The organism is Companilactobacillus allii, assembly GCF_001971585.1.
GTDB classification, from domain to species: Bacteria; Bacillota; Bacilli; order Lactobacillales; family Lactobacillaceae; genus Companilactobacillus; species Companilactobacillus allii.
The window spans coordinates 163,984-185,919 of sequence record NZ_CP019323.1; the positions used below are offsets into that span (position 1 = coordinate 163,984).

At 36.3% G+C, this 21,936-nt stretch carries 17 protein-coding genes and 5 tRNA genes; 2 read left to right on the top strand and 20 right to left on the bottom strand.

What is annotated here, in order from left to right:
• Positions 1 to 194 precede the first annotated feature (194 nt).
• The 18 genes from BTM29_RS00900 to pth all read right to left on the bottom strand — a co-directional run bounded on the left by BTM29_RS00900 (position 195) and on the right by pth (position 18,204).
• The gene (locus tag BTM29_RS00900; RefSeq protein ID WP_076613702.1) at positions 195 to 2,678 is read right to left on the bottom strand and encodes an ATP-dependent Clp protease ATP-binding subunit; all 2,484 of its coding nucleotides are present in this window, start codon (positions 2,676 to 2,678) and stop codon (positions 195 to 197) included.
• Between the two features lie 287 nt (positions 2,679 to 2,965).
• A tRNA-Pro gene (locus tag BTM29_RS00905) sits at positions 2,966 to 3,039 on the bottom strand.
• A 20-nt stretch (positions 3,040 to 3,059) separates the two neighbouring features.
• Positions 3,060 to 3,131, bottom strand: a tRNA-Gly gene (locus tag BTM29_RS00910).
• Between the two features lie 5 nt (positions 3,132 to 3,136).
• A tRNA-Thr gene (locus BTM29_RS00915) sits at positions 3,137 to 3,209 on the bottom strand.
• Positions 3,210 to 3,259: 50 nt separating this feature from the next.
• Positions 3,260 to 3,342, bottom strand: a tRNA-Leu gene (locus BTM29_RS00920).
• Positions 3,343 to 3,389: 47 nt separating this feature from the next.
• Positions 3,390 to 3,462: transfer RNA gene (locus BTM29_RS00925), tRNA-Val, on the bottom strand.
• 130 nt (positions 3,463 to 3,592) lie between these two features.
• Positions 3,593 to 5,131, bottom strand: a complete 1,539-nt coding sequence (gene lysS / locus BTM29_RS00930) for a lysine--tRNA ligase (protein WP_076613703.1) — start codon at positions 5,129 to 5,131, stop codon at positions 3,593 to 3,595.
• Positions 5,132 to 5,134: 3 nt separating this feature from the next.
• On the bottom strand, positions 5,135 to 6,139 hold the full coding sequence (dusB, locus tag BTM29_RS00935) for a tRNA dihydrouridine synthase DusB (protein ID WP_076613704.1): 1,005 nt from the start codon (positions 6,137 to 6,139) through the stop codon (positions 5,135 to 5,137).
• Between the two features lie 96 nt (positions 6,140 to 6,235).
• Positions 6,236 to 7,117, bottom strand: coding sequence for an Hsp33 family molecular chaperone HslO (gene hslO, locus BTM29_RS00940; protein ID WP_076613705.1), 882 nt, complete (start codon positions 7,115 to 7,117; stop codon positions 6,236 to 6,238).
• A gap of 63 nt (positions 7,118 to 7,180) precedes the next feature.
• The gene (ftsH, locus tag BTM29_RS00945; RefSeq protein WP_076613706.1) at positions 7,181 to 9,367 is read right to left on the bottom strand and encodes an ATP-dependent zinc metalloprotease FtsH; all 2,187 of its coding nucleotides are present in this window, start codon (positions 9,365 to 9,367) and stop codon (positions 7,181 to 7,183) included.
• An 82-nt stretch (positions 9,368 to 9,449) separates the two neighbouring features.
• Positions 9,450 to 9,995: a hypoxanthine phosphoribosyltransferase gene (hpt, locus tag BTM29_RS00950; protein ID WP_076613707.1), complete on the bottom strand. Its 546-nt coding sequence runs from the start codon at positions 9,993 to 9,995 to the stop codon at positions 9,450 to 9,452.
• On the bottom strand, positions 9,992 to 11,305 hold the full coding sequence (tilS, locus tag BTM29_RS00955) for a tRNA lysidine(34) synthetase TilS (RefSeq protein WP_225972214.1): 1,314 nt from the start codon (positions 11,303 to 11,305) through the stop codon (positions 9,992 to 9,994). The genes hpt and tilS overlap by 4 nt, the downstream gene beginning before the upstream one ends.
• An 85-nt stretch (positions 11,306 to 11,390) precedes the next feature.
• The gene (locus BTM29_RS00960) at positions 11,391 to 11,801 is read right to left on the bottom strand and encodes a S1 domain-containing RNA-binding protein (protein ID WP_076613709.1); all 411 of its coding nucleotides are present in this window, start codon (positions 11,799 to 11,801) and stop codon (positions 11,391 to 11,393) included.
• A 22-nt stretch (positions 11,802 to 11,823) separates the two neighbouring features.
• The gene (locus BTM29_RS00965) at positions 11,824 to 12,216 is read right to left on the bottom strand and encodes an FtsB family cell division protein (RefSeq protein WP_076613710.1); all 393 of its coding nucleotides are present in this window, start codon (positions 12,214 to 12,216) and stop codon (positions 11,824 to 11,826) included.
• A 94-nt stretch (positions 12,217 to 12,310) separates the two neighbouring features.
• Positions 12,311 to 12,553: an RNA-binding S4 domain-containing protein gene (locus BTM29_RS00970; protein WP_076613711.1), complete on the bottom strand. Its 243-nt coding sequence runs from the start codon at positions 12,551 to 12,553 to the stop codon at positions 12,311 to 12,313.
• A 1-nt stretch (position 12,554) separates the two neighbouring features.
• Complete coding sequence (locus BTM29_RS00975; protein ID WP_076613712.1) at positions 12,555 to 14,111, bottom strand: putative polysaccharide biosynthesis protein; 1,557 nt, start codon at positions 14,109 to 14,111, stop codon at positions 12,555 to 12,557.
• Complete coding sequence (mfd, locus tag BTM29_RS00980; RefSeq protein WP_076613713.1) at positions 14,092 to 17,631, bottom strand: transcription-repair coupling factor; 3,540 nt, start codon at positions 17,629 to 17,631, stop codon at positions 14,092 to 14,094. Before mfd ends, BTM29_RS00975 begins: the two co-directional genes overlap by 20 nt.
• A 15-nt stretch (positions 17,632 to 17,646) precedes the next feature.
• Positions 17,647 to 18,204, bottom strand: a complete 558-nt coding sequence (pth, locus tag BTM29_RS00985; protein ID WP_076613714.1) for an aminoacyl-tRNA hydrolase — start codon at positions 18,202 to 18,204, stop codon at positions 17,647 to 17,649.
• A 145-nt stretch (positions 18,205 to 18,349) separates the two neighbouring features.
• Here pth and BTM29_RS00990 point away from each other — a divergent pair, with 145 nt between their 5' ends.
• Together BTM29_RS00990 and cbpA are read left to right on the top strand one after the other, a co-directional pair.
• A complete protein-coding gene (locus BTM29_RS00990; protein ID WP_076613715.1) occupies positions 18,350 to 19,333 on the top strand; it encodes an L-lactate dehydrogenase in 984 nt (327 codons plus the stop codon).
• 261 nt (positions 19,334 to 19,594) lie between these two features.
• The gene (gene cbpA / locus BTM29_RS00995; RefSeq protein ID WP_076613716.1) at positions 19,595 to 20,257 is read left to right on the top strand and encodes a cyclic di-AMP binding protein CbpA; all 663 of its coding nucleotides are present in this window, start codon (positions 19,595 to 19,597) and stop codon (positions 20,255 to 20,257) included.
• A 47-nt stretch (positions 20,258 to 20,304) separates the two neighbouring features.
• Here cbpA and alr read toward each other — a convergent pair whose 3' ends face one another.
• Positions 20,305 to 21,414, bottom strand: coding sequence for an alanine racemase (gene alr / locus BTM29_RS01000; RefSeq protein ID WP_076613717.1), 1,110 nt, complete (start codon positions 21,412 to 21,414; stop codon positions 20,305 to 20,307).
• Between the two features lie 39 nt (positions 21,415 to 21,453).
• On the bottom strand, positions 21,454 to 21,822 hold the full coding sequence (acpS, locus tag BTM29_RS01005) for a holo-ACP synthase (RefSeq protein WP_076613718.1): 369 nt from the start codon (positions 21,820 to 21,822) through the stop codon (positions 21,454 to 21,456).
• Positions 21,823 to 21,936 lie beyond the last annotated feature (114 nt).

Sequence of the window (21,936 nt, forward strand, 5' to 3'; positions counted from 1 at the left end):
TTACAAATTGCAAGAAAGCGGTTTAAATACCGGTTTTTAGGCAAAAAAAAACCAAAAATAGAACTGAATCTATTTTCGATCTCTTCTATTACGGTATCACCACGGACAATAGATCGCGGCTTACGTTTTGAACTTTAAATCTCATAAAAAGATAATACTCGGAATACTTACAGTTGTCAATAGTCAAGCACTTTTTAATGAGCTAATGACTTACCAGTCTTCTTATCATTTGTCTCAGCCACATTAATAGCTAACTTACCTTGCTTAGAGCCAACCTTGATCGTATCCCCTTCACCGACTTTATTCATCAGCAATAATTCACTTACTGGATCTTCAATCTCACGTTGAATTGTTCTTCTCATTGGACGAGCACCATATTCTGGATTGTATCCGTCCTTCACCAAATCACTGTATGCAGATGGTGAAATAACAAGTTCAATTTTTCTTTCTTCAAGACGTTTTCTAAGATTGTTACTCATGATTTTAGCGATTGATTTAAGTTGATCTTTATCAAGAGCTTTAAAGACAATAGTTTCATCAACACGATTCAAGAATTCAGGTCTGAAGAACTTCTTCAACTCAGTATTAATACGTTCTTCCATTTCTTTATAATCATCATGAATATCCTTTGCACCAAATCCAACTGACTTATCATCTTGCAAGGCACGAGCACCTAAGTTAGAAGTCATAATGATAATTGTATTTCTAAAGTCTACCTTACGTCCCTTGGCATCTGTCAAAATACCATCATCTAAAACTTGTAATAATAAGTTAAAGACATCTGGGTGAGCCTTTTCAACTTCATCAAGTAGGATCACTGAATATGGCTCATTTTTAACCTTCTCAGTTAATTGGCCACCTTCATCAAATCCGACATATCCAGGAGCTGAACCAATCAACTTGGAGGTACTATATTGCTCCATGTATTCTGACATATCAACACGAATCAGATTATCTTCTGAACCAAACATTACTTCTGCTATTGATTTAGCAAGTTCAGTCTTACCAACACCAGTTGGTCCAAGGAACATAAATGAACCAATAGGACGATCTGGATCTTTCATACCACTTCTAGCACGACGAATGGCACGTGACACGGCACTAATTGCATCGTTTTGTCCAATAACTCTCTTATGCAACTCTTTTTCAAGGTTTAGTAAACGTTCACTTTCTTTTCTAGTGATTTGTTTAACCGGAACACCAGTCCATTCAGCGATGATCTCGGCAATATCATCAACCTTAACAACTGGCTTTTTCAAACGTCCACTTTCTTGGTCTTCTTTGATCTTAGTGATCTTCTCTTGGACATCTTGTTCATGCTCACGAATCAAGGCAGCCTTTTCAAAATCTTGATCCAAGATGGCATTGTTCTTATCATTGATCAATTGCATAGATTCGTCAGTTAACTTCTCTAATTCATTGTTCTTTGACACGTTATGAATACGGACTTTGGCAGAAGCCTCATCCATCAAGTCGATTGCCTTATCAGGTAAGAATCGATTTGTTAAATAACGTGATGATAATTTAACTGCGGCTTGAATTGCCTCATCAGAAATTGTTAAACCATGATGTTGCTCATATCTAGGACGTAATCCTTCAAGAATCTTAACTGATTCCTCTTCACTAGGTTCTTCAATATGAACTTGAGCAAAACGACGCTCCAATGCAGTATCTTTTTCGATGTACTTTTGATACTCATTCAAAGTAGTAGCACCGATCAATTGCAACTCACCACGGGCAAGTGCTGGTTTCAAAATGTTAGAAGCATCAATAGCTCCCTCTGCACCACCTGCACCAATCAATGTGTGTAACTCATCGATAAATAAGATGACATGTTTGTCTTTATAAATTTCTTCAATAATCTTCTTTAGTCTATCTTCAAACTCACCACGATACTTAGTACCGGCAACAAGAGATCCCATATCAAGCATCATGATACGTTTGTTTTGCATATCAAGCGGCACATCTTTTTTTACGATAGCATTGGCTAATCCTTCAGCAATTGCAGTTTTACCAACACCCGGTTCACCAACGAGGACAGGATTGTTCTTTGTTCTACGACTTAGAATTTGAATAGTACGTTCAACTTCTTTTTCACGACCAATCACTGGATCTATTTGGTTCTCAGCTGCAATCTTTGTTAAATCACGTGCTAGCGAGTCAAGAGTTGGTGTTCCAGCCACTTCTTTTTTCTTTTGGTTCATTCCCATACCACGTCTAGTAGTCTTGTTAGACATGCCCATTTTATTTAGCAATAGACTTTTTGTCTTTGTCAGACTCAATCCGAGATTGGACAAAATACGGTTAGCTAGGTTATCAGCGTCATCCAAAATAGCAAGTAAGATATGTTCAGTACCTATACGACTTGTATTATATTGATTTGAAATTTCCTCTGAACTAGCAAGAATTGTTTGTCCTTTAGGAGAATATGGAAGATAGATTCCCTTAGCGGTATTAGATGAGACATCACCATAGCCAGTAAGATGTTCAATTTCTTCTGAAACATCTTTATCACTAACAGCCAAGTCTCGTAAAGTAATACCGGCAATGCCATCATTCTCCATTGTTAGACCTAATAAAATATGCTCTGTACCAACAGCATTATGATGAAATGTTTTAGCTTGATCTTGGGCTAAAACAAGTGCGTTTTTAGCGCTTTCGGTAAATACTTTGTCCATGATAACTACCTCGACTTATGAATTCTTTAGTGTAGAAAGTATAATTCTACTATACAAAATTGCAAGTGATTAAACTTATAGCAACATAATCACTAATTCCACAAAAAAGTTTGATATTTATATTAACACGATTATAAATTAAAATATAACAAAATCACTTATTAATTAATCCTAGTGGTTTCTTATTACTATTATTACACATTTTCCACGATCTCATTAATAATATGGCGCAACTAAAAGAGTTCATCAATTCCAACTGAATTGATGAACTCTTTAATTGCTTTGGATCGGGAAAACAAGATTCGAACTTGCGACCCCCGCGTCCCGAACGCGATGCTCTGCCAAGCTGAGCTACTTCCCGATACATGATATTAATAATGAAGCGGAAGACGGGATTCGAACCCGCGACCCCCACCATGGCAAGGTGATGTTCTACCACTGAACTACTTCCGCATAAATGCCGACTAGAGGATTCGAACCTCCGACCCCCTGTTTACAAGACAGATGCTCTGCCAACTGAGCTAAGTCGGCATCAAGTAAACACTTATGATAAATCTGATTCAATATCTTAAATATCGAAATACGGGTGAAAGGACTTGAACCTTCATGTCCATTGGACACTAGAACCTAAATCTAGCGCGTCTGCCAATTCCGCCACACCCGCAAAAGTGTGCTTTGATGCTTTTCCAATAAACTTACTTAAAAGTTTAATGGAGGATACAGGGATCGAACCTGTGACCTCCTGCTTGTAAGGCAGATGCTCTCCCAGCTGAGCTAATCCTCCATTGCTTTGTAACAAACAACTATATTATTATACCCAATCCAAATAAAAAAAGTCAACGAAAATTCGTTAACTTTTTTTATTTGTTTATAAATATATTTCAAAAAGCACATAGATATATAATTTTAACTCATTATTCTGGATTATCTGAGTTATCTTCTGGCTTCATAGTAGGGAATAAGACAACATCACGAATTGTTGGTGCATCAGTTAATAGCATAACTAAACGATCGATACCAATTCCCAATCCACCTGTTGGTGGCATACCGTATTCCAAGGCTTCTACATAATCATTGTCTATACCTTCAGCTTCGTCGTTTCCTTCATTTCTTTCAGCAACTTGAGCCTCAAATCTTTGGCGTTGATCAATAGGATCATTCAATTCAGTAAAGGCATTACCATATTCATGACCTAGAATATATACTTCAAAACGGTCAGTGAAACGTGGATCTTGCTTATTTTTCTTAGCTAGAGGTGAAACTTCAATTGGGTAACCATAAATGAATGTAGGTTCTTTAATTTCACTCTCAACGAATGTTTCAAAGAATTCACTAATGATATGACCAACTTGCCAATATTGTTCATAATGAACATTATTTTCATCAGCGAGCTTTTTAGCTTCATCAACTGTCATTTCTTGTTTAAAGTCTATTCCGGTCTTTTCCTTGATAGCATCAACCATTGAAATACGCTTGAATGGCTTACCAAGATCAACATCTTCACCTTGATAAGTGATTTGTGTTGTTCCAAGAGCCTTTTTAGCAGCATGTCTGAAGATACCTTCTGTTTCATCCATAACATCATTGAAGTCAAAGTATGCAGCATATGTTTCAAGAGAAGTGAACTCTGGACTATGTTGTGTATCTAGTCCTTCATTACGGAATACACGACCGATTTCGTAGACACGTTCAAATCCACCAACGATAAGTCTCTTCAATGGCAACTCAAGAGCAATTCGCAAGTACATATCTTCATCAAGTGCATTGTAGTGAGCGATAAATGGTTTGGCATTTGCACCACCAGCTTGTGCATTCAAAGTAGGTGTTTCAACTTCCATGAAATCTTCACCGTCTAAGTATTCACGTACAGCAGAAATAATCTTAGAACGTTTCTTAAAGCGATCAAAACTATCTTGGTTAGCAATCAAGTCAAGATATCTTTGACGATATTTTTGTTCAACATTTGTTAAACCATGGAACTTATCTGGTAATGGACGTAGTGACTTAGCCAACATAGTAACTTTAGTGGCTTTAACAGTTAGCTCACCCATGTCAGTTTTCATAACGTGACCTTCGATACCTAGATTATCTCCGATATCAGAGCGCTTGAAAATATGATAATTCTCTTCGCCAACTTCATCTTTACGTACGTAGATTTGGATCTTACCGCTTCTATCTTTAATATCAGCAAATCCAACTTTACCCTTACCACGTTTAGTCATCATACGACCAGCAATGATAACTGGTGTGTTTTGTTCTTCCAAAACATCCTTAGCTTCTTCGCTATATTTGTCTTGAAGAGTTTGTGTTAAATCAGTTCTTACAAAACGTGAACCGTATGGGTCAACACCCTCATCATATAATTCAGCTAACTTGTCGCGACGGACCTTTAGTTGATCGTTCATTTCTTTTCCTTGCTTGTTCTTTTGGTTTCCCAAACTGTTCTCCCCCATTTCTTATGAAATCCTAGAAGCTCTAGCTTCTCTTTTTTCGTAACTATCAACAAAATTATCTAATATGTCGAATACTTCTTTCATAGTATCGACTTGCATAACTTGTGCACGTGCTCTGACGGCATGAGGAATACCTTTTAAATAATATGCCGCTTGCTGACGAAATTCTGGTACGCCAACATGTTCACCTTTTAAGTCTACCAGACGTTGGAGTTGAAGTTTAGCTATATCTACTTTTTCTCTAACTGTTGGTTCTGGTAATATATCGCCAGTTTCAATGTAGTGGTTCATTGCATTAAGTTTCCATAAGTTACCAAGTACAGCACGTCCAACCATGGCGGCATCGGCACCGACTTCTTCAATCATGAACTTGGCATCTTCTGGAGTCTTAATATCACCATTTCCCATAAATGGAATGGTCAATTTTTGAGCTACTTCATGTAAAATATCCCAATTGGAATGTCCCATATAAAACTGTTCTCTAGTTCGACCATGCATGGCAATTGCAGCAGCTCCACCCTCTTGTGCAGCCAATGCATTTTCAACTGCATAAAGATGATCATCATCCCAACCAGTCCTCATCTTGACTGTTAGTGGCTTATCAATAGCTGAACTAACGGACTTCACCACATCATAAACTTGATCAGGATCTAATAGCCAACGAGATCCAGCATCAGTTTTTACAACTTTTTTAACCGGGCATCCCATATTAATATCAATAATATCAGCAGCAGTATTCTCAGATACAAATCTTGCAGCATTAACTAAAGATTCCTTACTACCACCGAAAATCTGAATACTTACTGGATGTTCCAATGGATCAACAAACAACATATTCATCGTTTTTTCGTTATGATACTTGATGCCTTTGTCACTTATCATCTCACAAACAACTAATCCTGCCCCAAATTCTCGAGCGGTCAATCTAAAAGATGAGTTAGTAATACCAGCCATTGGTGCTACAACCACTTGATTAGGGATCGTAACGTCTCCAATTTTCCATTCCATAATATTTACCTCGTATTTAGTAACAAAGTGTTACTATCTGTTTTTGCATTACAACTCGTTATGATAGCAAATATTTCAATTGAATGGCAAATATCATTACTTCTTTTCAGAAATAATATTCTTCAACTCTTCTTCATTGAATTGATATTTGTTATTACAGAATTTACAAACTGCCTCTGCACCGTGGTTTTCGTCAATCATACTTTGTAGTTCTTTATCAGAAAGTGTAGCTAGGGACTTTGAAAACTTATCCTTAGAACAATCACATTTGAATTGAACTGGCATATTTTCCAAAACTTTCAATTCTATTCCATTCATCAACTTATTCATAACTTCAATATTACTTAATCCTTCATTCAACAATGTTGACAGATTAGGAATAATTTTAAGATTATTCTCAATTTTGTCAATATCTTCATCCCCTGCTCCAGGTAATGTTTGGATCAAGAATCCACCTGCGGCACCAACTGTTTCATTAGGTTGAACAAATACAGATACTCCGACTGCTGAAGGAATCTGTTCTGACTTGGCCATATAATAAGCAAAGTCAGAGCCAATTTCACCTGAGACAATTGGAACTTGACCTGTAAATGGTTCCTTCAAGTGCATATCTTTGGTAATGCTCAACGTCCCATTTGTTCCAACCGCACCTGCTACATCAATATGTCCATCCTTGTTCAAGGGCAAACTAACATGTGGATTTTGGATATAGCCTTTGAGGTCTCCTGATGCATTGGCATCAACAACGATTGCACCAGCAGGTCCATTTCCGAGCATTCTGGTAGTAAGTACTTCATCTTCTTTTAAAGTTGATGTTGCTATCAGTACTGAGCCTACCATGGTACGACCTAGTGCTGCAGTAGAGTTACTCCATGTATCATGGCGCTTTTGTGCTTCAGAAACAGTCTGTGTAGCGTTCACTACATAAACTCTGAATTTGCCATCTTTAGAAACAGCTTTAGTTAAGTTATCAGTCATTTGAAAATTCCTTTCCGTGAAAAAAGCGACTCATATGAGTCGCTTCTTTTAATACTTATATATTTATTTGTCCTGATCATTATTGTCTGAATTGTCATCACTTGAATGATTGTCATTAGACTTGTCGGAATCATCTGCATCTTCTTTTGTAGTCTCAGACTTAGTTTCTGGGCTATCAGTTGGTGTAGTTGTATCCTTTTGATCTGATTCTGATGGGAATTGATTCTCATCAACATCACCAGTTTTTTGTTTTGCAGCATCCTTTGCTTCAACCATACGTTTTGATTGTTCAAATGTTGCAGCATTTTCACTTGGGAATTGAGCGTTTTCGTCATCATCAGGCATTTTGCCATCGTTGAACAAACTCAAAATTTCCTTTTCATTAAGTGTTTCATACTTCAATAGTGCTTCAGCAATTAACTTATGTTGCTCACGATGATTCTCGATAATAGTTCTTGCTTGTTCGTGACCTTCATCAAGAAGACGTTTAACTTCTTGGTCAATTAACTTAGCAGTATCTTCTGAATAGGCAGGCAATTGACGATATCCGCCACCACCGAATGGTTGTCCATCTTTTTCAAGTTGAACTGTACCTAAACGGTCAGTCATACCATATTCTGTGACCATTGTACGGGCAATTTGTGTAGCTTGCTCAAAGTCATTTGAAGCACCTGATGATTGTGTACCGAATATAATTTCTTCGGCTGTACGTCCACCGAGTAATCCAGCGATTTGTTCTGTAAATTCTTTCTTTGTTATAAGGTTTTGATCATCCTTAGGAAGCATGATAGCATAACCACCAGCCTTACCACGAGGAACGATAGTAACCTTTCTAACAACACGAGAATCATTAAGTACAAGACCAATCAAAGCATGTCCAGCCTCATGGTATGCAACCATGTGACGTTCTCTATCAGAGATAACATGATTCTTCTTAGCTGGTCCAGCAATAACTCGATCTTCAGCTTCATCGATATCAGTTGGATCAATCTTAGTCTTACCACGTCTAGCAGCAACTAAGGCAGCTTCGTTAAGTAAGTTCTCAAGATCAGCACCAACGAATCCAGGTGTTGTTTGAGCCAATTGTTTCAAATCAACGTTATCAGTAAATGGCTTATTCTTAGAATGAACTTTAAGAATAGCTTCACGTCCTTTAACATCTGGTCTACCAACTAAGATCTTACGATCAAAACGACCTGGACGTAACAAAGCAGGATCTAAGACATCAGAACGGTTAGTAGCTGCCATAACAATGACACCTTCATTACCAGTAAATCCGTCCATCTCAATTAGCAATTGGTTAAGTGTTTGTTCACGTTCGTCGTTACCACCACCGGTACCGGAACCACGTTGACGACCAACTGCATCGATTTCATCAATAAAGATAATTGATGGGGCATCTTTCTTCGCATTCTCAAACAAATCACGAACACGAGAAGCACCAACACCAACGAACATCTCAACGAAATCTGAACCAGAAATTGAATAAAATGGTACTTTAGCTTCACCAGCAACGGCTTTGGCAAGCAAAGTCTTACCAGTACCAGGTGGTCCCTCAAGTAGGACACCTGATGGGATTCTTGCACCTAGGGATACGTACTTACGAGGATCTTTCAAGAACTCAACAACTTCAACAAGCTCTTGTTTCTCCTCCTCAGCACCAGCGACATCTGAAAATCTAACTTTATTCTTCTTAGGGTCTTCAGGTTTAACTTTGGATTTACCAAAGTTCATAACACGGTTTGCACCGCCACCTTGTCCTCCACGCCCCATCATCGCAAAAATGATAAAGAAGAAAAGAATAAATGGTAGTACCAAAGTAAGAATTATAGAGATCCATTGTGACGATTGCGATTTAGCTGCTGCAGTCGTCTTAACTTTCTCTGCTGAAGCGGCATTATTGATCCGTTTCAACGTATCATTATTTGGCAATACGGTCGAAGTAAATTGGGTAACTTTAGATGAACTTGTAGTTTGGCTTCTATTAAAGATTGATACAGAACGTGTTGTCTCTGTACTTTGAGCCTTTTTGTACTGACCAGTTACTTGGTAAGCACCACTAACAGGTTCGATCTTAAAGTTCTTAACTTTCCCTTGTTTTAGCTGTGTAATAAATTGATCTTGGCTTAGTGTTTTAGATTGATCTGAGGATTGACCACCAGCAAACCAACTTGCTGCGAGCACTAAAACAACAAAGAGCAAGATATAAAACAGGCTATTATTGATTAACCTATTTCGATTATTTTTCATATATTTCCTCCTAATTACTTAGACGTTACATATTGTAACATTGACAGGCATTAACACAATAATAATTGTACCGCTAAGTTGATTATTTTGCGTTATAAACTTCTGGTTTTAAAACTCCGACATATGGAAGGTTTCGGTAGTGTTCGTTATAATCCATCCCATATCCCACAACAAAGGCATCAGGTATTTGCACACCAATATAGTCAACATGTACTTGTTTGATTCTTCTAGCAGGTTTATCTAAAAATGAAACAATCTTAATTGACTTGGCTTCTCTAGTCTCAAAAAGCTTGATCAAACGGTCTAGCGTGAATCCAGTATCAATAATATCCTCAACTATAACGACATCACGTCCCTTTAGTGAAGTATCAAGATCTTTGACAATTTTTACATCCCCAGTGGTATCGGTATTTTCACCACCATAACTAGAAACGTCCATGAAGTCATATTCCATTGGAATATCCACATGACGGATCAAATCCATCATAAACATTGCTGCACCACGTAGAATACATACAAATAATGGATTCTTGCCTGAATATTCCTCAGTCAAGTCCTTACCCAAACGCTCATTTGCCTCATTGATCTCTTTTTCTGATACTAATACTTTTTCAATATCCGAATTCATCGTTTTACCTCGTCCATATCAATTTTAAAAAAGTAATTACCTTTTTTTAAATAATCGCTTATCTTGTATATTTTTTCAACCCAAACTACTTGATTATCGAATAATAATATCGGAATTTCATTTCTTTGATATTCCGGTATCTTCTCATTAATAAATCTCTTACTCAATTTTTGATGTCTTCCATCATCAATTAACAGCTTGTCTCCAATAATTCGATTCCTCAAAACAATTTTTTGAGGCAGCTTTCTAGTTGAAAATGTAGCATCCAAAGCATCTACTCTGCTGAGTTTGATCTGCCTGTTATTAAATATAGTTGGCTTACCCAATTCTAATTCGATACTTATTGAATCCGTGTGCTTAACTTTTTTAATCAAAAAATTATTGTACGAGCGAATAAAACGCCAATTATCCTCTAAATCAACCTCGGCACTTGAATTATTACCAGTAATTATTGTAATTACCTGTTCAATTTGTCGATTACTAACGGATATATCTAACTTCCTAGTAAAAAAGCTACCCCAAAACAGCATCTGTTGTTCTGAATCCATTGATCGAATTGGATCCAAGCTTCCCTTGATACTTTCATCCCTGAATTCTATCTGCATATTTTGCTCGACAATTTGAAATTTTTCAACAGACATATCTATCAATGCATTCAATTGACGATCAAAAAGTCTAAAGTGTGACAAAAGTTGTCCATTCTCAGTTTGTAACTCAGGGAAAATATTATTCCGTAATCTATTACGCATGGTTATATTTTCAAAGTTTGTTTCGTCTTGAACATGCTCTATCTCATGTATTTTTGCATAATCTTTTATTTGTTGTTTAGAAAAATCTAGAAGCGGTCTGACTAATTGTCCATCAGAAAAATTACGTTGTTGCTTCAAACTAACTACTTCGTAGACATTTCCTGAGCGAATCATCTTCATCAAAATATTTTCGGCTAAATCGTTTGAATGATGAGCCGTTAACAAAGTGTCAAAGTTGTTTTCCTTCATAACCTCAGAGAAATATTGGTAACGAAATTCTCTACCAGCTGCTTCCATGCCGATATCTTCTTTTGGTTTAGTGGTCCATTTTGTTGTAAAAAACTGATATGAATTCGTCTTACAAAAGTCTCTCAAAAATTCAACTTCATCAGCACTGCCTACACGTAGATCATGGTCGACATTCACCACTCCAAAATCAGCGGTAGGAAAGATCTTAGAAATAATATCTAATAGAACCATTGAATCAACTCCACCAGAAACAGCGACTAAAACTCTTTTAGCATGATATTTGTTTAATGTCTTTAAAACGGTATTTAACATTGTCTTATTGGATTTCATCTTTCCTCGTTTCTATCAAAAAAGGCTGGACACAACTTGTCGCAGCCTTTGTTTATTCAACTATTTTCTAGCTTCTTCGGCCACCACGGCCACCACGTTTACCTTCAGTATTCTTACGAATGACACTCATTCTTTCTTCACTTTCCTTCATGAATCCAGACATCATATCATCAAAGGTTTCAACAGGTTTGTGTTGAACCTTTCTTTCACGATGCTCACGGTGTTGATACTTGGGCTTTTTTGGTTGCTCTGTAGCTTGCTTAATTGAAAGGGCAATTTTTTTGTCTTTCTCGCTAAGAACCAAAACCTTTACGGTATCTCCAACCTTTAAGACATCATGAATATCTTTAACGTATCCATTAGCAACTTCACTAATGTGTACCATTCCACTTTGTCCTTCACCAAGGTCAACGAATGCCCCAAAATTTGTAATTCCAGTAACTTTGCCTTCTACTTTGGTTCCTACTTCAACTGTCATCTAGATATAATAGTTCCTTCCCCTATTTTTGAATCTCATTAACACTATCAGGCAGATTATAAACTAACTCGCCTGGCTTAGAATACATGTACTTTTCACGCACATACTTCTTTAAATAATTTGTATCCTGAAGCTGATTTATTTCTATTTTCAAATCACTCTGAGCAGCTTTTTGCTTACTCAACTTTTTCTTATTGACCGTAATGCTTTGTTGCGTTGATGAATATGTCATATTCGCCTTTACGATTTGTGAACCTAATCCAAGCAAAACAATGGCGAAAACAATGCCAATAGCAACTAGTCGATGCTTATGAATTTTTCTTTCATACTTGCTTCGGCCAGGTTGCATAGAAGTTTTTTTGCTTTTTGGTTCAAGTACTGAAACGTTAGAATTTGCTAATTTATGTACTTCCATGCGACTACTCCTCTAGAAATTATTACTTTGAGTATAACAATTCTAGAAGACATTTTGAATATATTTCCGCTATTTTTAATCTAATTGCAAAACTTTAATCAATTTCCTCATACATATCGGCTGAATCATTTTTCTTAGTAGTTTCTTTGATGTTCAAAACCCTGATTTTCATTGTATTCTCACCAAAATGAAGTTCTAAGGTATCACCCACTGAAACCTCAGTCGAAGATTTTGCTACACGATCATTGATCAAAGCTCGACCGTTATCTGAAAATTCCTTTGCTACGGTTCTTCTTTTAATAATTCTACTTACCTTCAAAAATTTATCTAATCTCATTTTATTCCTCAATCTTCATTAATTTAGTTATGAACTTACCCATTGGTAATATTTCCCATTCACTTTTAGTTAATATTTTTAATTTCTTTGATAAAACCAAATATATGATTACACCAACCGGAATCAGTAACAGACTTATTAAAATACTATATCCACGAGTCAAAATAACTTGGCGTGAAATAAGGACTGCTAGAAACTTAACGATTATACCCATGATAAATCCCGTAGACACTAGCTTCATTACAAAGTCTTTACTTAACAAGAACACACCATTGTCATATATCAAATACATCCCTACCAGAATCATACATTCACTGATCACAGTAGCTATCGCTGCTCCAATGATATTGATCCTAGGTATCAAGATAATGTTCAAAGCTATTTTAAATAACAATGAGACGCCAAACAATATTAATTTACTTAGATTCAACTCGTCATCCCCACTAGTTATCGCTATCAATAAATTAATAAACGAAACTAGCATAATTGAGATCATATAAATCGCCAATGCAACTGATCCATCTGCATTAGTAAATAACATTGTATTTATTTCAGGCATCAAAGCAACTAATCCAGCCGTCTCTGCCACAGCCAACCAAAGACAAACTCGCATCATCTTTTGAATGATAGTCTTACTGACACTTGTCTGATTTGTCTCTCGCAATTGTGGCATGATCGTTGATACGAATGATAAAGAAATCACTATTCCTAGTTGTATCAGTGGTTGTGCTCTATCAAATACACCTTTGAGTATCTCTGCATTATCCAGTCGAATACCACTTCTCATCAGTAATCTAAGCATGGTAAATGAATCAATGAACTGATAGAAGATCGTTATTCCAGTAAAAACAACTATCAATAAAATTTCCAATGCCAATCCACGTTCTACTTTGACATCAACAACTTGGTCATCTTCAAAAATAACCGGTCGTTGTTTGATAAATGTAATCACCAAAATCACTACCGCAAAAACCCCACCAACAAGTGCACCAGAATTAGCTATCATTCCCATTTGATAAATGTTCAAAAGACCCTTACCAAATAAAATTGCTGACCCAATAATTACTACGATCCTAATGAACTGCTCTAAAATCTGCGAGATAGCACTCGGTGTCATTTCCAAGTCACTTTGAAAATATCCTCGAAGACTAGCTTCAAAAGGTACCAATAAAAACGTCAAACTGACCGCTCTAATCTCCGGATACAAATTGGGATCGCCCATAAATATCGCTAAATATCTAGCCGATCCCCACAAAAGAATGGTCAAAGCTAAACATCCCGCCAGTAAACCAACAAAAGTTAATTTCATTAGTTTACTTTTTGCAACGGGACCATCTTGTTGTGCAAAAGTCTTAGAAATAACTACCGGTAATCCTGATAACGCAAGAACTGAAAAAATACCGTAGATAGGATACACCTGCTGATAGATAAAATATCCCCTATCACCAACAATATTTTGAAGTGGAATTCGATAAATCGCACTCAACAATTCCGAAAAAAGTGAGGCAATTGTCAATATCCACGTCCCCTTGATGGCCTTAGATACTTCTCTTTTCATTGGTATTATTTTTTGCTTTCTTTAGTTTATCAAACTCTTTTGCCATCTCTATCGCAAAAGTCTGCAATTGTTCAAACCATTCACCTTTTTCAATACTTCCAGAATCTAAGGAAATACTGAATTCGTTCTTTTTGTTATGAACAGTTGCCTTCATAGTCGTATTACTCAAAAACTCAAATACTATATCTCCAGTCAAATAATCATTGGCCTTGTCAGAGAATTTTATCACGATTATGCCACTCTTCATAATGACATTTTTAACTAGTGACTCATCCAGTGAAGTTTTCAAAAGACTTACATCTAATAAATTAGTAACTTCTTGTGGATAATCTCCGAATCGATCCAACAATTCTGATCTAACTTCTTGATAATTCTCGTCTGAATCAATTTGTCGAATACGTTTATATAACTCAACCTTTTGTCTTTCATCACTTATATAACTTGATGGAATATATGCATCTATCTCCAAATTAACTTCTGAATTAGTCTTTTCAGCCTTAGTGTGTCCACGCTTCTTAGCAACAGCATCATTCAACATCTGGGTATAGAGATCAAATCCAACTGAATCAATGAACCCATGTTGTTGCTTACCGAGTAGATTACCTGCTCCACGAATGGATAGATCTCGCATGGCAATTTTAAATCCTGAACCAAGTTCAGTAAAGTTCTTAATGGCTTCTAGTCTTTGTTCACTAACTTCTGTCAAAACTTTGTTAGGCTTATACATTAAATATGCATAAGCGACTCGATTTGATCGACCAACTCTACCACGTATCTGATACAGCTGAGATAATCCATACCTGTCAGCATTTTCAACAATCAATGTGTTGGTATTAGGCATATCAACACCAGTTTCAATAATTGTCGTCGTGACCAAAACATCATATTCTCCAGCTAAATAATCAGAAATAACACCTTCCATTTGTGTCTCTGTCATTCGACCATGTGCAGTAGCAATCCTAGCATCTGGTACGAGTGCCTGTAATTGATTAGCAACTTGATCCATGTCATCCACACGGTTGTGAAGGTAAAAAATCTGACCACCACGTTCCATTTCACGACGGATTGCTCCAGCGATAACATCGTAGTTTTGTTCCATAACATAAGTCTGGACTGGATAACGATTACTTGGGGCTGTTTCTATCAGCGACAGATCACGAACACCTAACATTGACATGTTCAACGTTCTAGGAATTGGTGTAGCGGTCAATGTTAAAACATCGACATTCGCCTTTAATTCCTTGATCTTCTCCTTGTGTTTAACACCAAATCTTTGCTCTTCATCAATTATCAATAATCCAATATCACTGAACTTAACATCTTTTGACAAAAGTCGATGTGTTCCCACAACGATATCGATCTTGCCTTCAGAAAGTTCTTGAACGATTTCTTTACTACGTTTACGAGTTTGAAATCTTGATAATACAGCAATATTTACTGGAAATCCTTCAAATCGATCTTTCATTGTCTGGTAATGTTGTTCTGCTAGTAATGTGGTTGGAGCCAAAAATACGACTTGTTTACCGGCTTCAATGGCTTTAAACGCCGCACGAAGTGCCACTTCAGTCTTACCAAATCCAACATCCCCTACTAAAAGTCGATCCATCGGATGAGCTTTTTCCATATCATGTTTAATTTCATCAATTGAGCGCAATTGATCAGGTGTTTCTGGATATGGGAAGGCATTATCAAAGTCATGTTGCATTGCATCATCTTTAGGGAACGGATAGCCTTTTTCTGCTTCTCTTTTTGCATAAAGATCTATTAAATCATCGGCAATATCTTCAATACTAGACTGGACTTTACGCTTAGTCTTTTGCCATTCATTACCACCAAGCTTATTGACCCGTGGTGATTTGCCTTCAGCAGAAACATACTTTTGGACCATATCTAGTTGAGATACTGGTATAAACAAACGACCATCATCACGATATTCGATCGTAATATAGTCTTGATGTTTACCATCGACCTCCATCGTCTGCATACCAATGAACTTACCAATACCATGATTGACATGTACTACATAATCCCCTGGTTTCAGCTCGTTATAACTCTTTAAACGTTCAGCATTAGCTAAAGTTTGATGTCTTCTACGTTTAGGTTGCTTATTGAACAGTTCTTTTTCAGTGATGACAGCAACTTTTTCATCAGGTATTTCAAATCCTGACCCAAAATTAGCATTCATAATTTGTGTTTGACTATCAAGAACCTTATCAGACGTTGTCAATGTAGCTTTGATACCAAAGTCAACCAAAGTATTATTAATAGCATCCATGCGTTTTTTGTTACTTATCAATAGAAGAACTGTATATTCTTGTTTTTGAAAACGCTCAACTTCAGACTTTAATAGAGGCATTTGACTAAAGAATTGTTGCATGCTTCTGACAGAAACATTGTGCAATTGATCCAGTTTGATATGTCCCATTCCTTGTTGGAATGCCGATATATATACTTGTGATACTTCGTTTTTTTTCATTAATTCAATAAAGCTCTGTCGGATAACTTGTTCAGGTAGAGCCTTACCAAATTCCAACTGACTTGTTAACCAGGCTTGATTGTCAGCATTATTATCATTTGATTGTTCAATCAATCGACTGTATTCGTCAAAGATCAATACGTCATCTGACTTCAAATAATCCATTAAACTACTTGGATCATCAACCAAATAATCGATAATACTCCCAAGATTGTCCGGTCTAATACCTTCAGATAATTCCTCTATGACCTGAGAAAAAGTTAATTCAAGATTATTCTTAACATCCTTATCGGCTGAAGCAAGTTGTTTATCATAACTTTTTTGTAGTTTTTTAAGACCTGATTTAACATTTTCTTCTGTTATAACTCGATCATTTGCAGGTAAAATATTGATCTCATCCAATTCTTCCATACTACGTTGTGTTTCAGTATCAAAGAACTTAATTCCCTCGACATTATTACCAAAGAAATCAATTCTTAATGGATTATCAACATTCAACGGATAAATATCGACAATATCACCACGAATAGCAAAGTCTCCTGGTTTGGCCACTAACTTATCCTTTTGATATCCCATTTGTACAAAAATACTATTTAAATTCTCAAGATCATATTCTGCATCTTTAACTATTTTCATCTGAGACGCTTCAAATAATTCTCTTGAAGGTAGCGCATATTCGACACCAGCAACAGAAGTCACAATAATCCCTGGTTCATCACTGACTAAAAAGCTCATGGCATCTAGTCTTTGGCTCAGTTCATCTGGTGAACTAGTAGCGATTTCTGTTGAAATTGCTTCCTCAACGGGGAAAATATGTACATGTTCATTGTCCAGTAAATTCAGATCATCATATAATTTATTGGCATGAAAATTAGTATTCTCAACCACCAATATTTTATTATTTTTTAGTTTTAACGTTTGCAATGCAAATAGGGAAATCGTCGACCCAGTTAATCCCGTTAACATATTCTTTGTCTTCGGTTTAATCTGGTCTATAAATCCCCCAAAATTCAATTTGCCCGCTATAAAATCTATTAAGTTCAAGGTTTGACCCCTCTTCTAATTATACTTATTCATCAATTGGTCAAACGTATCCCCAGAGATCCAATCCTTAACTGCACTGGCTGCACTGTCAATCCCTGAAAGAGCATCTGGCTCCTCATCTTTAGTGAACGGTGTTAAAACCCAGTTAACGACAGTTTGTTTGTCAGGATGTTGGATTCCTATTTTAATACGTTTGAATTCCTTTGTACCCATGGATGAAATTATACTCTTTATTCCATTATGGCCACCAGCAGACCCCTTAGCTCGCAATCTTATCTTACCGATCGGCATATCCAAGTCATCTTGAATAACCATGATCTCTGATGGTTGTATTTGATAATATCCAGTCAAAAATTTTACTGCACTACCAGATTCATTCATAAATGTTAATGGTTTGACCAAGAAAACAGTCTCTGAATCAACTTTGAATTTACAATATTGTGCTTCAAAGTCCTTTTTCATTTGTGTTTGATCATATTCTTCCATTAATTTATCAATTGTCATAAAGCCCATATTGTGCTTTGTACGGTCATATTTTTTGCCTGGATTTCCTAATCCAACGATAAGTTTCATATCAATACCCCATTTCAAATTGTAATTATATCATGCAAAAAGTGTGAAATTTTCATTTTTTTCACTATCACCCTGTTTATTTCCATTTATTATTTGTATAATTGGATACGAAACATATTTATTTTCGAAGGGATGATTATAAAAAATGACAACTCCAACAAATGAAAAGAACCACCAAAAGGTACTTCTAGTTGGTGACGGTGCTGTAGGTTCAACTTTTGCCTACGCAATGACACTTCAAGGTATTGCACAAGAATTAGTAATTTGTGATATCGCTAAAGATAAGATTAAGGGTGACGCAATGGATCTTGCAGATGCACTTCCATTCTCATTCCCTAAGAACATTCACGCTGGTGAATATTCAGATGCTAAGGATGCTGATCTTGTTGTTATCACTGCTGGTGCTCCACAAAAACCAGGTGAGACAAGACTTGATCTTGTTAACAAGAACTTGAACATCTTGAAGACAATCGTTGACCCAATCGTTGAATCAGGATTTAACGGTATCTTCTTAGTTGCTGCTAACCCAGTTGATATCTTGACATACGCTACTTGGAAACTTTCAGGCTTCCCTAAGGAACGTGTTATTGGTTCAGGTACTTCACTAGATACTGCTAGATTACAAAAATTCGTTGGTGAAGAATTGGATATTGACCCTCGTTCAGTGAACGGCTACATCATGGGTGAACATGGCGATTCAGAATTCGCTGCATGGTCACACTTATCAATCGGTGGAGTTACAATGGCTGAATGGATGGAACAACACCCAGAAATCACTAAAGATACTCTTGACAAGATCTACAAGAAAGTTGTTAACGCAGCTTACGACATTATCAATACTAAGGGTGCTACATTCTATGGTATCGGTACTGCACTTGCAAGAATCTCAAAGGCTTTGTTGAGTGATGAAAATACTGTTCTTCCATTATCAAATATGATGACTGGTCAATATGGCGTTTCTGATATTTATATCGGTTCACCTGCTATTATTAACCGTAAAGGTCTAAAACAAATCATTGAAGTTCCATTGAATGATGAAGAATCAGCACAAATGAAGAAGTCAGCTGCAGAACTTGAAAAAATTCTTAAAGATGGTTTCGAAGCTACAGGTATTAAAGGTCGTCAATAATACTTAATTAAGAGTGTGGTAAACACGTTTAATTTTTGAGTATAATCTTAAAGAAGCTGGTATTTACGTAAGTAAATATTGGCTTCTTTTTGATTAGACGGAAAAAATTGTGTTTTGGAACACGTTTTCGCTAAAATAAAATTCTGCTTAATCAAATTAAAGAAAAATTAAATATATTGTTCTCTTTTTGTCAGTTTGCTTTTTTTTTTTGGATTTTTACTGTATCATTGATTCAATTAGAGAAGATTGGATGTGTGATATATGTTAGTTAAATCATTAGTTCTAAAAAAGGAAAAACTCACAACCGTCAAAGAAACAGTCACACTTGAAGAAGCTTTGAAAGTTCTTGAAGATTCTGGATTCCGTTGTGTGCCTATCCTAGATGAAAGTGGTCAAATATTTAGGGGAAATATTTATAAGATGCACATTTATCGTCACAAGTCACGTGGTGGAGATATGAGTTTGCCTGTAACAACATTGATGAAGAATGCTACAAAGACGATCAATGTTGACTCACCTTTCTTTAAAGTATTCTTCAACATCAAAGACTTGCCATACATTGCTGTTTTGGACGAATCAAACTTATTCTATGGTATTCTAACTCACGCTAGACTATTGAGTATGCTTTCAGATGCTTGGAACCTTGATATCAGTAGTTATGTGTTAACCGTTAGTTCATCAGGTGACCGTGGTGATCTTGAAAAAATGTCCAAGATTATGTCTAAATTCGTATCAGTTTCAGCATGTGTAACACTAGATGCTAAGTCCAACGAAGTAGTTCGCCGTACTCTTTTCACATTACCTACAGGAACAAGCGTTGATACTTTGAAAGAAATCATTAAAAGACTAGAAAAGAAGAGCTTTATCGTTTCTGAAATTGATGATTTACAATCTGGTAAAATTTTAAATAAAGATACACTTTAATCAAAAATAAGACAAAAAAAGAAGCCAATTTAGGCTTCTTTTTTTGTCTAATCATAAAATCTAGGCAATCTCTCACTCAAACAGCAAATAATCTCATAGTTAATGGTTCCAGAATACTGCGCAATATCTGTAGCAGTTATTTCTTCATCACCATCTTTACCAATCAAAGTCACCTTTGTACCTACTGGCAATTTCTTTGGTAATTTGACCATGAATTGATCCATACAAACACGACCAACTATCGGACATCTTTTCCCATTAATGAGTACATCATATCCTTGCATCCTACGTAACCAGCCATCAGCGTATCCAATCGGAACAGTTCCGATCCATTCAGACTCATCACTAGTATAAGTTGCACCATACCCCACGCTTTCACCCTTTTCAATTTTCTTAACGAAAACTAATTCAGAATGGAAACTCAAGGCAGGCTTTAACTCATATGGTAGATCAAGAATATCAGTCTGTGATGGATTCAATCCATAAAGTGCAATACCATCACGGACCATATTGATTGCTAGTTCTTTATGCCATAGTGCTGTGGCAGAGTTAGCACAATGGACATATTCAAACTCTATTGGTAGATCAGACTTCATTTCTTTAAAGCGAGCAACTTGTTTTTCAAAGTATGATTCATCTGGACTATCAGCTGTAGCAAAATGTGTAAATAATCCTTCCGGAACAAACTTATCAGGATTATCTTTTAGGAAGTTACAATCTTCTATCAAATCAGACTTTTTACGGAATCCAATACGACCCATTCCACTATCGACGCCGATATGAACCTTTAAATCAGTAATATCTTGTTTTGCGACTTCTTTTAGCCAGGCTAAATCACCCACAGTTAGCGAAATATTGGCCTGTGCAGCAAGTTTTGCGTGTTCAGTACTAGTTATACCCAAAACCAATATAGGAGCTATAACACCGCTTTGACGTATCTCTAAGCCCTCATCCAATGTTGCAACACATAATCCTGTTGCCCCAAATTCGATTTCAAGCTTTGCTACTTGTTCCAAACCATGACCGTATGCGTTTGCTTTGACTACAGAAAATATCTTTGTACCTTTTGGTACAGCGTTTAGTTCGTTTTGCAGATTTTCCTTTAGATTATCTAAACTAACCTCGACATATGCGGGGCGATGAATTGATGGTAACATTTTGTACCTCCTGATTGAACATTGAGGAAAAGTAACAGCTTACTTGTCTTCTTTGTTCTCTTCGATAATAACCTCCGTGATGACCAAGTCATCTGTATCGGAAATTGAAATTTGAATATTCCCCTCAAAAATATCAGTCTTAATGTATGGCTGACCGGATTCATAGTTCAATACGCTTAAATCATGAAAGCCGATTTTACCAAGTCCGGTTCCCATAGCTTTGGTAAATGATTCCTTAGCTGAAAATCTGCCTGTTAAGTAAGTCATTTTAGCCTTTTCAGTCTTTTTGGTCAAGAATATGTCCATTTCCTCAGGTGTCAAAATTTTATCAGCAAATCTTGAATGACGACCGTATATTTGACGAACACGGTCTATTTCTGCAATATCTACTCCAATTCCTTTAATCATAAAATCTCTCCATAATTTTTTTGAAAAAAAAGACAAAGTAAAATTAATTACTTCGTCCCTCAACAATTATATTATAAAACAAATGTTTTATATTCCAAACAATCTGATTTAAGA